The 14,398-nt window shown below is 54.7% G+C and carries 15 protein-coding genes; 8 read left to right on the top strand and 7 right to left on the bottom strand.

Going from position 1 to position 14,398, the window contains the following annotated elements; all coding sequences use genetic code 11:
• Window position 1: 1 nt before the first annotated feature.
• The 3 genes from modB to NA197_RS16845 all read right to left on the bottom strand — a co-directional run bounded on the left by modB (window position 2) and on the right by NA197_RS16845 (window position 1,780).
• Window positions 2-691 (bottom strand): molybdate ABC transporter permease subunit, encoded by a 690-nt coding sequence (gene modB, locus NA197_RS16855; RefSeq protein ID WP_000604026.1) that lies wholly within the window; start codon window positions 689-691, stop codon window positions 2-4.
• Window positions 691-1,464 (bottom strand): molybdate ABC transporter substrate-binding protein, encoded by a 774-nt coding sequence (modA, locus tag NA197_RS16850; protein WP_000951416.1) that lies wholly within the window; start codon window positions 1,462-1,464, stop codon window positions 691-693. The genes modB and modA overlap by 1 nt, the downstream gene beginning before the upstream one ends.
• A 166-nt stretch (window positions 1,465-1,630) precedes the next feature.
• Window positions 1,631-1,780, bottom strand: coding sequence for an AcrZ family multidrug efflux pump-associated protein (locus NA197_RS16845; RefSeq protein ID WP_000891513.1), 150 nt, complete (start codon window positions 1,778-1,780; stop codon window positions 1,631-1,633).
• 128 nt (window positions 1,781-1,908) lie between these two features.
• On the opposite strand from NA197_RS16845, the gene modE reads away from it, so the two are divergent.
• The 8 genes from modE to gpmA all read left to right on the top strand — a co-directional run bounded on the left by modE (window position 1,909) and on the right by gpmA (window position 10,776).
• Window positions 1,909-2,697, top strand: a complete 789-nt coding sequence (gene modE / locus NA197_RS16840) for a molybdenum-dependent transcriptional regulator (RefSeq protein WP_001147416.1) — start codon at window positions 1,909-1,911, stop codon at window positions 2,695-2,697.
• A gap of 67 nt (window positions 2,698-2,764) precedes the next feature.
• Window positions 2,765-4,240, top strand: coding sequence for a molybdate ABC transporter ATP-binding protein ModF (modF, locus tag NA197_RS16835; protein WP_064043089.1), 1,476 nt, complete (start codon window positions 2,765-2,767; stop codon window positions 4,238-4,240).
• 170 nt (window positions 4,241-4,410) lie between these two features.
• The gene (locus NA197_RS16830) at window positions 4,411-5,319 is read left to right on the top strand and encodes a DUF2167 domain-containing protein (protein ID WP_061372152.1); all 909 of its coding nucleotides are present in this window, start codon (window positions 4,411-4,413) and stop codon (window positions 5,317-5,319) included.
• Between the two features lie 222 nt (window positions 5,320-5,541).
• Window positions 5,542-6,558, top strand: a complete 1,017-nt coding sequence (gene galE, locus NA197_RS16825) for a UDP-glucose 4-epimerase GalE (protein WP_001265465.1) — start codon at window positions 5,542-5,544, stop codon at window positions 6,556-6,558.
• A gap of 10 nt (window positions 6,559-6,568) precedes the next feature.
• Complete coding sequence (galT, locus tag NA197_RS16820) at window positions 6,569-7,615, top strand: galactose-1-phosphate uridylyltransferase (protein ID WP_000187473.1); 1,047 nt, start codon at window positions 6,569-6,571, stop codon at window positions 7,613-7,615.
• Window positions 7,616-7,617: 2 nt separating this feature from the next.
• On the top strand, window positions 7,618-8,766 hold the full coding sequence (gene galK / locus NA197_RS16815; protein WP_001049364.1) for a galactokinase: 1,149 nt from the start codon (window positions 7,618-7,620) through the stop codon (window positions 8,764-8,766).
• Window positions 8,760-9,800 carry a galactose-1-epimerase gene (galM, locus tag NA197_RS16810; RefSeq protein WP_000931428.1) on the top strand — a complete coding sequence of 347 codons (1,041 nt, stop codon included), beginning with the start codon at window positions 8,760-8,762 and terminating at the stop codon, window positions 9,798-9,800. Before galK ends, galM begins: the two co-directional genes overlap by 7 nt.
• A 223-nt stretch (window positions 9,801-10,023) precedes the next feature.
• Window positions 10,024-10,776: a 2,3-diphosphoglycerate-dependent phosphoglycerate mutase gene (gene gpmA / locus NA197_RS16805; RefSeq protein WP_000301554.1), complete on the top strand. Its 753-nt coding sequence runs from the start codon at window positions 10,024-10,026 to the stop codon at window positions 10,774-10,776.
• A 90-nt stretch (window positions 10,777-10,866) separates the two neighbouring features.
• Here gpmA and NA197_RS16800 read toward each other — a convergent pair whose 3' ends face one another.
• The 4 genes from NA197_RS16800 to NA197_RS16785 form a co-directional block, all read right to left on the bottom strand.
• Entirely contained in the window at window positions 10,867-11,643 is a 777-nt protein-coding gene (locus tag NA197_RS16800) for an ABC transporter ATP-binding protein (RefSeq protein ID WP_001214710.1), read from the bottom strand.
• Entirely contained in the window at window positions 11,643-12,722 is a 1,080-nt protein-coding gene (locus tag NA197_RS16795; protein ID WP_023181153.1) for a FecCD family ABC transporter permease, read from the bottom strand. Before NA197_RS16795 ends, NA197_RS16800 begins: the two co-directional genes overlap by 1 nt.
• A gap of 379 nt (window positions 12,723-13,101) precedes the next feature.
• The gene (locus tag NA197_RS16790) at window positions 13,102-13,800 is read right to left on the bottom strand and encodes a triphosphoribosyl-dephospho-CoA synthase (RefSeq protein WP_001005991.1); all 699 of its coding nucleotides are present in this window, start codon (window positions 13,798-13,800) and stop codon (window positions 13,102-13,104) included.
• A 118-nt stretch (window positions 13,801-13,918) separates the two neighbouring features.
• A partial coding sequence (locus tag NA197_RS16785) for a sodium ion-translocating decarboxylase subunit beta (RefSeq protein WP_139375035.1) occupies window positions 13,919-14,398 on the bottom strand: 480 nt, incomplete at its 5' end.

Raw genomic sequence — 14,398 nt, 5'->3', positions numbered from 1 at the left:
GTTAGCGCCCCGTCCGTTCACGGCTAATCCGCGCCAGCCATTCAGAAATCAACAGCGAAATCAGCGCTAATACAATCGAAATCACGCACAGCCTCGCCGCCGCGCTCTCCCCGCCAGGCGTCTGAATCAAGGTATACATGGCGGAAGGTATGGTGCGGGTTTCGCCCGGAATATTAGAAACAAAGGTAATGGTCGCGCCAAATTCGCCAAGCGAACGGGCAAACGCCAGCACCGTACCGACAATAATGCCCGGCAGGGTAAGCGGTAAGGTGATAGTCAGAAAAACGCGCCAGCGCCCGGCGCCCAGCGTTCTGGCGGCCTGTTCAAGCTTGATATCCACCCCCTCCAGCGCCAGCCGAATGGCCCGCACCATCAGCGGGAAGGACATCACCGCCGCCGCCAGCACGGCGCCGCGCCAGCTAAAGGCAAACGTGAGACCGAACCAGTCATACAGCCACTGGCCAATAAACCCGCGTCGCCCCATCGACACCAGCAGCAGATAGCCGACCACCACCGGCGGCAGCACCAGCGGCAGATGCAGGACGCTATCAAGTAAGGCTTTGCCCGGAAACCGGCATCGTACCAGTAACCAGGCAAAAAAGATCCCAAACGGCAGGCTAAACAGCACGGCCAGGGAAGACACTTTCAGGCTAAGAAGGACAGCCTGCCATTCTGGATCGGTCAGTATCATTACTTCGTCGTAAATCCATAACGTTTAAAGATTGCCGAGGCCTGCGGTCCTTTCAGGTAATCATAGAACGCGCTGACGGTCGCATTTTTATGCCCCTCCACGATAGCGATGGGGTATTCCACTTTTTTATGTGAATCTTCCGGGAACGTCGCCACCACGTTGACCCCCTTGCTGGCGACCGCATCAGAACCGTATACAATGCCCAAAGGCGCTTCGTTACGTTCGACCAGCGCCAACGCGCCGCGCACATCCTCGCCCGGCGCCAGTTTCGGTTCAAGCGTTTGCCATGCGCCCAACTTTTGCAGCGCTTCTTTGGCATAAATTCCCGCCGGTACGTGTTGCGGATCGCCCACTGCCAGACGTCCGCCGTTCAGCAGACGAATCCAGTCCGTTTTGTTGTCGATGGTAAACGGTTTCTGCTCGCTGGCTTTCGGCGCCACCACCACCAGGCTATTGCCAAGCAATGTTTCGCGCGTCGTGGTATCCACCGCTTTTTTATCGGCTGCGTAATCCATCCATTTCTGGTCAGCAGAGATGAACAGATCCGCCGGCGCGCCCGCTTCTATCTGCCGCGCCAGCGTTGAAGAGGAGGCGAATGAGGAGACCACATCCACATTTTTCTCTTTTTTATATTCTGCCGCAATGTCTTGCATCGCGTTCGTTAGCGACGCGGCGGCAAATACGGTGATCTTGCCTTCATCCGCCAGCGCATGACCGGCGATGACGAAAGATAATGTTGCCCCTGCGACCAGGCGTAACCAGGAATGCGCCATCTGTAACTCCTTGTGCGTTTCGTTATGTAAACAACAATATAACGATAATCTCAGGGGTTTCCCAGCGGTTATTCATACTCATTAACGATTAAACACAGAAAATATCGGCAGGAAAAGCAGGATCTTGAGTAACAAAAACGCCCGACTGAGCGGGCGTTTGGGGAAATCAGCGGTTCTGTCTGGACTGGTCTTTCTGACCGATACCGGAAAAAATGTTGAACACCTCACCCAGACCGTAAATCAGACCGAGGATGATGGCCATCACTACCGGTACCATGATGACGGCGAATACCAGACTTTTTAATAACTCTAACATGGGCAACTCCAGATATAGTCCTTTTTGTATTTTAACCGCATCACACAGAAAAGCACTCCCCTTTTGTGCGGTCGGCTTTGCGCTGACGCGCTTTTCAGTCACAATAGTCTTTTTACCAGGAGCTGGTTATGCAGGCCGAAATCCTTCTTACCCTGAAACTTCAGCAAAAGCTTTTTGCCGATCCCCGACGTATCTCTCTGCTGAAACACATTGCGCTTTCCGGCTCTATTAGTCAGGGCGCGAAAGACGCGGGAATCAGCTATAAGAGCGCCTGGGATGCGATAAACGACATGAACCAGCTTAGCGAACATATGCTGGTTGAGCGCGCAACGGGCGGCAAAGGCGGCGGCGGCGCGGTATTAACCCGCTATGGTCAGCGTCTGATCCAGCTTTACGATTTGCTGGGCCAAATTCAGCAAAAAGCGTTCGATGTGTTAAGCGACGATGACGCCCTGCCGCTTGACAGTCTGCTGGCCGCTATTTCCCGCTTTTCACTGCAAACCAGCGCCCGAAATCAGTGGTTCGGCACCATTACCGCCCGCGATCGCGATCAGGTGCAACAGCATGTCGATGTGCTGCTGGCCGACGGCAAAACGCGGCTTAAAGTCGCGCTGACGGCGCAAAGCGGCGAGCGTCTCGGCCTGGAGGAAGGTAAAGAAGTGCTGATCCTGCTAAAAGCGCCGTGGGTTGGCATTACCCGGGATGCAGCCGTTGCGCGCGCCGCTGACAATCAGTTGTCGGGAACGATCAGCCATATCGAGCGCGGCGCGGAACAGTGTGAAGTGTTGATGGCGCTGCCGGACGGCCAGACGCTGTGCGCCACGATACCGACTGCGGATGCCGCCACGTTAAAGGAAGGCGATGACGTGATTGCCTGGTTTAATGCGGACAGAGTGATTATTGCAACGTTGTGCTAAGCACATTGACATCCGTTGCCGAAAGACGTATCCCTGTCATTCATCGCTGCAAAAAATGGGATGCAAAATGTCATCGTTGCAAATTTCGCAAGGCACGTTTCGTCTGAGCGATACAAAAACACTTCATCTGGATTCGCTGACGCTCAATGCGGGCGATAGCTGGGCATTCGTTGGGGCTAACGGGAGCGGGAAGTCGGCGCTCGCCCGCGCGCTGGCGGGTGAACTGCCGTTATTAACAGGCGAGCGCCAGTGTCGGTTTACCCGCATTACTCGTCTGTCCTTTGAACAATTGCAAAAGCTGGTCAGCGATGAGTGGCAACGTAATAACACCGATATGCTCAGTCCTGGCGAAGACGATACCGGGCGCACTACCGCGGAAATTATTCAGGATGAAGTTCACCATCCTGCCCGCTGTGCGATGCTGGCGCAGCAGTTCGGCATTTCCGCTTTACTCAACAGGCGTTTTAAATACCTTTCTACCGGCGAGACGCGAAAAGCGCTGCTGTGTCAGGCGCTGATGTCTGAGCCGGAGTTATTGATCCTTGATGAACCGTTCGACGGGCTTGACGTGGCCGCCCGTCACCAACTGGCGCAACGCCTGACGGCGTTGAACCAGGCGGGTATGACCCTGGCGCTGGTACTCAACCGTTTTGATGAAATCCCGGACTTCGTGCAGTTTGCCGGCGTGCTTGCCGACTGTACGCTGGCGGAGACCGGAACGACGACAGAGTTGCTGCAACGGGCGTTGGTCGCTCAACTCGCGCACAGCGAGCGTCTGACCGACGTACAATTACCCGAACCGGACGAACCTTCCGCCCGCCATGCGTTACCCGATGGCGAACCACGGATCGTACTTAACGATGGCGTAGTCTCGTATAACGATCGCCCTATCCTCCACCACCTAAGCTGGCGAGTAAATCCAGGCGAACACTGGCAGATCGTCGGTCCTAACGGAGCGGGTAAGTCTACGTTGCTTAGCCTTATTACTGGCGATCATCCGCAAGGCTACAGCAACGATCTTACGCTGTTCGGGCGGCGGCGAGGAAGCGGCGAAACAATCTGGGATATCAAAAAACATATCGGCTACGTCAGCAGCAGTTTACATCTGGATTACCGCGTCAGTACCACGGTACGCAATGTCATTCTCTCCGGCTATTTCGATTCTATCGGCATTTACCAGGCCGTTTCAGACAGGCAACGAAAACTGGCGCAACAGTGGCTGGATATTCTGGGAATCGATAAGCGTACGGCGGATGCCCCCTTCCACAGTCTCTCCTGGGGACAGCAGCGGCTGGCGCTGATCGTGCGCGCGCTGGTTAAGCATCCGACAGTGTTGATTCTGGATGAGCCGCTGCAAGGGTTGGACCCGCTGAACCGCCAACTGGTACGCCGTTTTGTAGATGTATTAATTCGCCAGGGAGAGACCCAACTGCTGTTCGTTTCCCATCATGCAGAGGATGCGCCTGCCTGTATTACCCACCGGCTGGAATTTGTACCAGAGGGCGAATGTTATAAGTACGTTTCCGGACGATGCAATAATTAAATGTATTATCAGAATGGCGCCGCGCGCCATTCTGGAACCACTCTCCTTTTATTAAGAATAATAATAACTGTCGATAAGCTTACTATCTCTTGAATCGCTGACCGCCTCATTGTCATAATAATCCTGAAATTTTCGACAATGATGTCGTATGTGAATATAAGGGATTCATTATGGCTTTTCGTTTTCCACAAATAATACTATTTTTACTGGCAGCCATGTTATTTTGCCCCGGCAGTTATGCTGAGCAAAAGCCGACCGCTGCGCAGGAAGCGCGTAAAACCGCCGTTGAGGTCGCTGTTGAAGGCATGAGTCGCGCCGCCGTTGCGGGTCCGACAAAAATTAGTTTAGGTGATAAAGCCACGCTTAATCTGCCGGAAGGATTTACCTGGATACCCGCAAAAGAAGCGGCGGTATTTATGCGTGAAATTGGTAACTATGTTGACGATGAATATTTTTACGGTCTCGTATTTAAAAAGGAAATGAATGGATTTATTTCTATCGAATATGATGATTCTGGTTATGTAAAAGATGACGATGCAAAAAACTGGGATGCCGATGAATTAATGGATAACCTGCGCAAAGGCACAAAAGAAGCGAATAAAGATCGTATTGCAAAAGGCATTGAGCCGATAGAAATTATTGGCTGGATCGAGAAGCCTACCTACGATGCAACCAATCATCGTCTGATCTGGTCCGCCGCCATCCATGATATCGGCACCAACGAACCACTGAATGAACAAGGCGTGAACTACAACACCTATCTGCTGGGACGTGAAGGTTATTTTTCTTTAAATCTGGTGACCGACAGAGGTTCTGTTGACCACGAAATCCCTCTGGCGAAAAGAATTCTCAGTTCCGTCAAGTTCAACTCTGGACAACGCTACGCTGACTTCAACGAATCAACGGACAAAATAGCGGAGTATGGGCTCGCCGCGCTGATTGGCGGTATCGCGGCCAAGAAAGTAGGGCTGCTTGCTATGCTCGGTATCGCGTTACTTAAATTCTGGAAAGTGACCGCCATCGGCGTCGTCGCTGTCGGGGCGCTCGCCAGGAAGTTACTCTCGCGTAAAAAAGACTGACAGCTCCTGCCCCGTCCGTTTCATTCCCAGGCGCGTAACGCGCCTTTTTTTCGGATAAAAAGCAGAAGCATTCTCAAGCCAGATGATTTGTAATCATTTAATTGATATAAATGCGTAAAATCACCAGCGTGTAAACGATTCCACTAATTTATTACATGTCACACTTTTCGCATCTTTGTTATGCTATGGTTATTCCATACCATAGGCTTAACGGAGCGAATTATGAGAGTATTGGTTACAGGTGGTAGCGGTTACATTGGAAGTCATACCTGCGTACAGTTGCTGCAAAATGGTCATGACGTCGTCATCCTCGATAACCTCTGCAACAGCAAGCGCAGCGTGCTGCCCGTGATTGAACGTCTGGGCGGTAAGCACCCGACCTTTGTCGAAGGCGATATTCGCAACGAAGCGCTTATAACCGAAATTCTGCACGATCACGCGATTGATACCGTGATTCACTTTGCCGGCCTGAAAGCCGTCGGCGAATCGGTCGCCAGGCCGCTGGAGTACTATGACAACAACGTCAACGGTACGCTGCGGTTGGTCAGCGCCATGCGTGCGGCCAACGTTAAAAACCTTATTTTTAGCTCCTCTGCCACCGTTTATGGCGATCAGCCCAAAATTCCTTACGTCGAAAGTTTTCCTACCGGCACGCCGCAAAGCCCCTACGGCAAAAGTAAATTGATGGTAGAACAGATCCTCACCGATCTGCAAAAAGCCCAGCCGGAGTGGAGTATTGCGCTGCTGCGTTATTTCAACCCGGTCGGCGCGCACCCGTCGGGCGACATGGGAGAAGATCCGCAAGGTATTCCGAATAACCTGATGCCCTATATCGCCCAGGTCGCCGTGGGTCGTCGCGAATCGCTCGCCGTTTTCGGCAACGATTACCCGACCGAGGATGGCACCGGCGTACGCGATTACATTCACGTTATGGACTTAGCCGACGGGCACGTCGTGGCGATGGAAAAACTGGCGGACAAATCCGGCGTACATATTTATAACCTCGGCGCGGGTGTCGGCAGTAGCGTCCTGGATGTGGTCAACGCCTTTAGTAAAGCCTGCGGTAAACCCATTAATTACCACTTCGCGCCGCGTCGCGACGGCGATCTCCCGGCGTATTGGGCGGATGCCAGCAAAGCCGATCGCGAGCTGAACTGGCGCGTCACCCGCACGCTTGACGAAATGGCGCAGGACACCTGGCACTGGCAGTCACGCCATCCGCAGGGATACCCAGATTAAGGACGTTGTTATGACCCCATTTAATCCCATCGATCATCCGCATCGCCGTTATAACCCGCTTACCGGCCAGTGGGTTCTGGTTTCACCGCATCGCGCAAAACGCCCCTGGCAGGGGGCGCAGGAAACGCCGTCTCAGCAAATGCTGCCGGCCCACGATCCGGACTGCTTCCTGTGTGCGGGCAATACGCGTGTCACCGGCGATAAAAATCCCGATTACAAAGGGACTTACGTCTTTACTAACGATTTCGCGGCGCTGATGGCCGATACGCCGGATGCGCCGGACAGCCACGATCCGCTGATGCGCTGTCAGAGCGCGCGCGGCACCAGCCGCGTGATCTGCTTTTCTCCCGATCACAGTAAAACGCTGCCGGAGTTGAGCCTGCCCGCGCTGACGGAAATCGTCAGAACCTGGCAGACGCAGACCGCCGAGTTAGGCAAAACCTATCCGTGGGTGCAGGTCTTTGAAAATAAAGGCGCGGCGATGGGCTGTTCGAACCCGCATCCGCATGGACAGGTCTGGGCCAACAGCTTCCTGCCGAATGAGGCCGAACGCGAAGATCGTTTACAAAAAGCCTACTTCGCCGAGCAGCGCTCGCCAATGCTGGTGGATTATGTCCAGCGAGAACTGGCGGACGGCAGCCGCACCGTGGTCGAAACCGAACACTGGCTGGCGGTGGTGCCTTACTGGGCGGCGTGGCCGTTCGAAACGCTACTGTTACCCAAAACGCATGTCCTGCGCATTACCGATTTAAGCGACGAGCAGCGCGACTCTCTGGCGCTGGCGTTGAAAAAGCTGACCAGTCGTTATGACAACCTGTTTCAGTGTTCCTTCCCCTACTCAATGGGCTGGCACGGCGCGCCGTTTAACGGTGAAGAAAACGCACACTGGCAGTTGCACGCACACTTTTATCCGCCGCTGCTGCGCTCTGCGACCGTCCGTAAATTTATGGTCGGCTATGAAATGCTGGCGGAAACCCAGCGTGATTTAACCGCAGAACAAGCGGCTGAACGCCTGCGCGCGGTCAGCGACATCCATTTTCGCGAATCCGGAGTATAAAAATGAATCTGAAAGAGAAAACGCGCGCGCTGTTTGCTGAAATTTTCGGCTACCCTGCCACCCACACGATTCAGGCGCCAGGCCGCGTCAATCTGATCGGCGAGCACACTGATTACAATGATGGTTTTGTTCTGCCCTGCGCTATCGATTACCAGACCGTAATTAGCTGTGCGCCGCGCGACGATCGTACCGTACGGGTGATTGCCGCCGATTACGACAATCAGGTGGACGAATTTTCACTGGATGCGCCGATCGTGACCCACGATAGCCAGCAGTGGTCTAACTATGTGCGCGGCGTAGTGAAACACCTGCAACAGCGTAATAACGCGTTTGGCGGCGTGGATATGGTCATCAGCGGCAATGTGCCGCAGGGCGCCGGGTTAAGCTCCTCCGCCTCGCTGGAAGTGGCGGTGGGCACCGTCTTCCAGCAGCTTTATCACCTGCCGCTGGACGGCGCGCAAATTGCGCTCAACGGACAAGAGGCCGAGAACCAGTTTGTTGGCTGTAACTGCGGCATTATGGATCAGCTCATCTCTGCGCTCGGCAAAAAAGATCATGCGTTGCTGATTGATTGCCGTACGCTCGGCGCCAAAGCGGTTTCCATGCCGAAAGGCGTCGCCGTGGTGATCATCAACAGTAACTTTAAGCGCACGCTGGTGGGCAGCGAGTATAATACCCGCCGTGAACAGTGCGAAACCGGCGCCCGTTTCTTCCAGCAGCCGGCCCTGCGCGATGTCAGCCTTGAGGCGTTCAATGCCGTTGCCAGCGAACTGGACCCGGTAGTCGCAAAACGCGTTCGCCATGTATTGAGCGAAAATGCGCGCACCGTTGAAGCGGCAAGCGCGCTGGAGAAAGGTGATTTGCAACGTATGGGCCAACTGATGGCGGAGTCCCATGCCTCAATGCGCGATGATTTCGAAATTACCGTCCCGCAGATAGACACGCTGGTAGACATCGTCAAAGCGACCATCGGCGATCAAGGCGGCGTGCGCATGACCGGCGGCGGCTTCGGCGGCTGTGTTGTCGCGCTGATCCCGGAAGATCTGGTTCCCGCTGTGCAGCAGGCCGTTGCGCAACAGTACGAAGCGAAAACCGGAATCAAAGAAACCTTTTATGTATGCAAACCGTCACAAGGAGCAGGACAGTGCTAAATGAAACGCCCGCACTGGCCCCCGATGGTCAACCGTACCGCCTGCTAACCCTGCGCAACAGCGCAGGGATGGTGGTAACGCTGATGGACTGGGGAGCCACTCTTCTTTCCGCCCGTATTCCGCTGTCTGACGGCAGCGTTCGGGAAGCATTGCTGGGCTGCGCCAGCCCGGAACACTACCCTGAACAGACGTCATTCCTCGGCGCCTCTATTGGCCGTTACGCGAACCGTATCGCCAATAGCCGCTATACGTTTGCCGGCGAAACCGTACAGTTAAGCCCAAGCCAGGGCGAGAACCAGCTACACGGCGGACCGGAAGGCTTTGACAAGCGCCGCTGGCAAATTGTGAACCAAAACGATCGCCAGGTATTATTCGCGCTTACCTCTGATGACGGCGACCAGGGCTTTCCCGGCCATCTTTGCGCCACGGCGCAATATCGTCTGACCGATGACAATAGAATCTCCATCACCTACCGGGCAACGGTCGATAAACCCTGTCCGGTGAATTTGACCAACCACGTCTATTTTAATCTGGACGGCGATCGGACCGACGTGCGCCAACATAAGCTGCAAATTCTGGCGGATGAGTATCTGCCGGTAGATGAATCCGGTATTCCACGCCAGGGGCTAAAATCGGTGGCCAATACCTCGTTTGACTTCCGGATGCCAAAAGTCATTGCCAGCGAGTTTCTCGCCGATGACGATCAGCGCAAGGTTAAAGGCTACGATCATGCTTTCCTGCTACAGACGCAGGGTGATGGCAAAAAGCCGGCGGCCCGTCTGTGGTCACAGGATGGAAAGCTACAAATGATGGTTTACACCACCGCCCCGGCGCTACAGTTTTATTCCGGCAATTATCTGGCGGGTACGCCTTCCCGCGGGCCGGAACCTTATGCCGACTGGCAAGGGCTGGCGCTGGAAAGCGAACTGCTGCCGGACAGCCCGAATCATCCTGAATGGCCGCAGCCTGACTGTATACTTCGCCCTGGCGAGGAGTACGCCAGCCTGACCGAGTATCAGTTTATTCCGTTCTAACGATATGCCGCTACATGCCCGATGACGCAAGCTTATCGGGCCTACGCGCCATTGCCCTGCTCAAACCTCCACCACTTAAAGACAAAATCGCAACTCTGAGTTCACAAGAACCTTACACTGCGCCACTATTTTCGCTATGGTTATGCGTAAGCATTGCCGCCAACACCTCGCGGCAATATAATGAGAATTATTATCATTACATATGATTTATAGGAGTGAGAGTATGGCTGTAACTAAGCTGGTTCTGGTACGTCACGGTGAAAGTCAATGGAACAAAGAGAATCGTTTCACCGGCTGGTATGATGTTGACCTGTCTGAAAAAGGCGTAAGCGAAGCAAAAGCAGCGGGTAAACTGCTAAAAGAAGAAGGTTTCAGCTTTGATTTTGCCTACACTTCCGTACTGAAACGCGCTATCCATACGCTGTGGAACGTACTGGATGAACTGGATCAGGCGTGGCTGCCGGTGGAAAAATCCTGGAAACTCAATGAACGTCACTATGGCGCGTTGCAGGGGCTGAATAAAGCGGAAACGGCCGAAAAATATGGTGACGAGCAGGTTAAGCAGTGGCGCCGCGGTTTTGCCGTGACGCCGCCGGAACTGACCAAAGATGATGAGCGTTATCCGGGTCACGATCCACGTTATGCCAAACTGAGCGAGAAAGAGCTGCCGTTGACCGAAAGTCTGGCGCTGACCATCGACCGCGTTATTCCTTACTGGAACGACACCATCCTGCCGCGTATGAAGAGCGGTGAGCGCGTGATCATCGCCGCTCACGGTAACTCATTGCGTGCGCTGGTGAAATACCTGGATAACATGAGTGAAGATGAGATCCTTGAGTTAAACATCCCGACCGGCGTGCCGCTGGTGTATGAGTTCGACGAAAACTTCAAGCCGATCAAACATTACTATCTGGGCAACGCTGACGAGATCGCTGCGAAAGCGGCTGCCGTGGCGAATCAGGGTAAAGCGAAGTAATCACCTTTGCCGGATGGCGGTATAACTGCCGTATCCGGCCTACGAGCAATGGGTAGGCCGGATAAGCGCAGCGCCATCAGGCAATATGTCTTAAACAGCGATCACGCCGTCCAGCACCACCTGCAATTTCCCCTGCGAACAGCGCTCCACGCGTCCTCGTACCCGGTACACTTCAGCCAGACGCTCCGCAGTAATCACCGTCTCCGGCGCGCCGCTGGCGACCAGCCTGCCGTCTTTTAGCATCAGGACATGGTCACCATGACGCAGTGCAATATTAATGTCATGCGCCACGACTATCGTCACCCTATTTTGCGCCTGGGTATCCCGACGCACGAGATCCATTACGTGAAACTGATAGTTTAAATCCAGCGCGCTGAGCGGCTCATCCAGCAACAGAAGTTCAGGGCGACGAATCAGCGATTGCGCCAGACCCACTAACTGCCGCTGACCGCCGGAAAGCTGGTCGAGATACTGCAACGCCAGATGCGTTATGCCCAATTGCTCAAGGATAGCCAGTATCTGCGCTCTGCCCTGCGCATTGTCTCTGCCGCCTGATGCCCGCAGTACCACGATAATCGACTCCAGTACATGCAGATGTACGCCCTGCGGTAATGACTGCGGCAAAAATACAACTTTCTGCGCCCGCTCGGCAAACGATAACGACATGAGATCTTCGCCATCAAGCAGCGCCTCGCCGTCGGCGTTATTCAGCCCGGCCAGCGAACGTAGTAACGTCGATTTACCACAGCCGTTCGGCCCCAGCAAAATGGTAATTTTCCCGCGCGGCAGTAAGGGAACGTTGAGATCTGCAATAACCGGCTGAGTGGAATAGCCGGCGCTAAATGAGCGGAGCATTAACCCGCGCATCAGAGACTCCCCCGATGTCGCAATACAATGCTTAAAAAGAACGGAACCCCGACCAGCGAGGTGACAATCCCCACCGGCACCATGACGCCCGGAATACTATTTTTCGCCGCAATAGAGGCCAGCGATAACACCAGCCCGCCTATCAGCACGCTGCCCGGAAGGTAGAAACGGTGATCTTCCCCCAAAAGTATTCGCGCAATGTGCGGTGCAACGAGACCAATAAAACCAATCGGCCCGACGAAAGCTACCGCCAGCGCTGATAACAAGCTGATACGCAACAATGACAGCAGGCGTAAACGGCGGACATGAACCCCAAAGCTCATCGCCCTCTCTTCGCCCAGACGTAATGCCGTGAGTTGCCAGGCGCTTCGTAACGCGCAAAAAAGCACAGCAATAAACACCACGGCCAGTACGCCCAATTTTTCCCACGACGCGCGGACCAGGCTCCCCATCGTCCAGAATACCAGCCCCTGCAGCGTATCTTCATCAGCCACAAACTGCATAATGGCGACCAACGCGTTAAAGGTGAATACCAGCGCAATACCGAACAATACCACTCCGGATGCGGCGACGCCTGTCCAACGGGTAATACCGTCCAGGAGTAACGCGGATAAAAGCGCAAAGATGAACGCATTGGCCGGGATAAACCAGGCAGCAGGAATACCGGGAATACCGATCCCCAACACAATCGCCAGCGCAGCGCCAAAAGCCGCCGCGGACGATACGCCGAGGGTAAACGGCGTCGCCAGCGGATTATTTAAAATGGTTTGCATTTCGGCGCCCGCTAACCCTAACGCCATGCCTACCAGCAGCGCCATCAGGGCATAGGGTAAACGAATATCCCAGACAATAACGTGTATGCCCGCATTCACCTTTTCCGGCTGGAAAAGCGCCTGCCACAGCGCACTGAGCGGTAAACCAGAAGACCCACAGGTTACATCCACCATCAGTGAAGCCATCATCGCCAGCGCAATAGCTAACATGAGCACAGCCCGTTTGCGTATGATCTGGCGATAGCGCGGAATGACGGGCGTGGAAGCGAGACCGGGGGCTAAAAGTGATTTGTCCTGACAGGTCATGGTTCGGGCTACGTTATTAATCAGAGGAGAATTATAGCGCCGAATTATTTCGTTATATATTTATTTATATTTCGATTGGTGACACGGTGGGCTATCTCATCGGTTTCCAATAAATATCCTCCGGCATAGCCCTGTCTCTTGATCAGACCTCCTGATCAAGAGACAGGGCCTGGCTGGGGGTTTTCCATAGACAAAAAAAGCGTGGAACCATCCACGCTTGAGGCTGCTGACAACGTGTAACCAGGTGGCAATGTTCCAACTACGGACCTACAAAAAGTACGTAATCTGTTGATATTCTCATTTCGTAAATCAGTCAAAGCGCTAGCTGCCTCTCGCAGAAATGCCAACACAACAGATAATTGTCAGCAGTCCTCATTTTTCAGTCAGCAAATATCGGCCCGGCAGGGAATTTCGCCAGAAACCCGGTGACGGCCAGCAGCGACCACAGCCCGGGCCACTCAATCTGGCGCTCCCGCAGTTCATCATCCAGCGTCATAAGCGCAAACTCACCTTTATCGCCCAGCACGCCGCCCTGCCAGAGCAGCCGCTGCGCCTGCTGCCGCGCCCAGGGAGAATCGCTCTTCCAGGCCAGCAGGTGCAGCAGAGCCTGCTGCAGGCAGACACCGTGAGAATGTTGATCCCGCAACAGCCGCCGGTAAACCGGCAGCGATATGCTGCGCACGGTATAAAAACCGCTGCGGGTTTCGCTGTCAACATCTGCCATGCCAGCACAGAACTGACTGGCCAGGTCACATAAACGATTGTGCGTCAGCGGCTGGCGCAGGGCATCCAGACGACCTGCTGCGGCACACAGCAACCCGCTCCTTTGACGTTCTTGTGGCAGCGAATCAGGCAAAACCGCTACCGTTTCAGCCGCCCCGGCCTGCGCATGCTGTATGCCCGCGTCATAACAACGGACAAAGAAATCATGGCTGCCACGGACGATTGACGGGTGCGCCAGCAGATTCAGCGCCGGGTGCAGTTGTTCAAGCTCGTCCAGTGACGCCAGCGTGTAATTGACAACCACATCTTTTGTCGATGCCCGGCCTTCCGGACGAAATGCTATGGTTTCATTCATCAAAGTCTCCTTATGGGACATTCCCGGAGGCGATGCTGCGCATCTGTCCGGGCTACAGATCCATGCAATCCGGTAGCCCGGACAGGCGCAACGCGCCGCCTCCGGGAAAGGAACAGATTTACATTGCCAGCACGTATTTCAGCATCACGCCCGCGGCAATGGCCGAGCCAATTACCCCCGCCACGTTCGGGCCCATCGCGTGCATCAGCAGGAAGTTCTGCGGGTCTGATTCCAGCCCCACTTTGTTCGATACGCGGGCCGCCATCGGCACCGCCGAGACCCCCGCCGAACCGATAAGCGGGTTGATTTTGTTCTTACTGCACAGGTTCATCAGCTTCGCCATCAGCACCCCGGCGGCAGTCCCGATACCAAAGGCAATCACCCCCAGCAGCAGAATGCCCAGCGTCTGCGGTTGCAGGAACTTGTCCGCCACCAGCTTCGCGCCAACGGAAAGCCCGAGGAAGATGGTCACGATATTAATCAGCCCGTTCTGCACCGTGTCGCTCAGGCGCTCCACCACCCCGCTTTCGCGCATCAGATTGCCAAAGCAGAACATCCCCAGCAGCGGCGCGGCGTCCGGCAGCAGCAGCGCCACCAG

Source organism: Salmonella sp. NW884 (assembly GCF_051700745.1).
Lineage (GTDB): Bacteria > Pseudomonadota > Gammaproteobacteria > Enterobacterales > Enterobacteriaceae > Salmonella > Salmonella enterica.
Note: the sequence above shows the minus strand (reverse complement) of the source record. Positions and strands in the feature narration are given on the sequence as shown.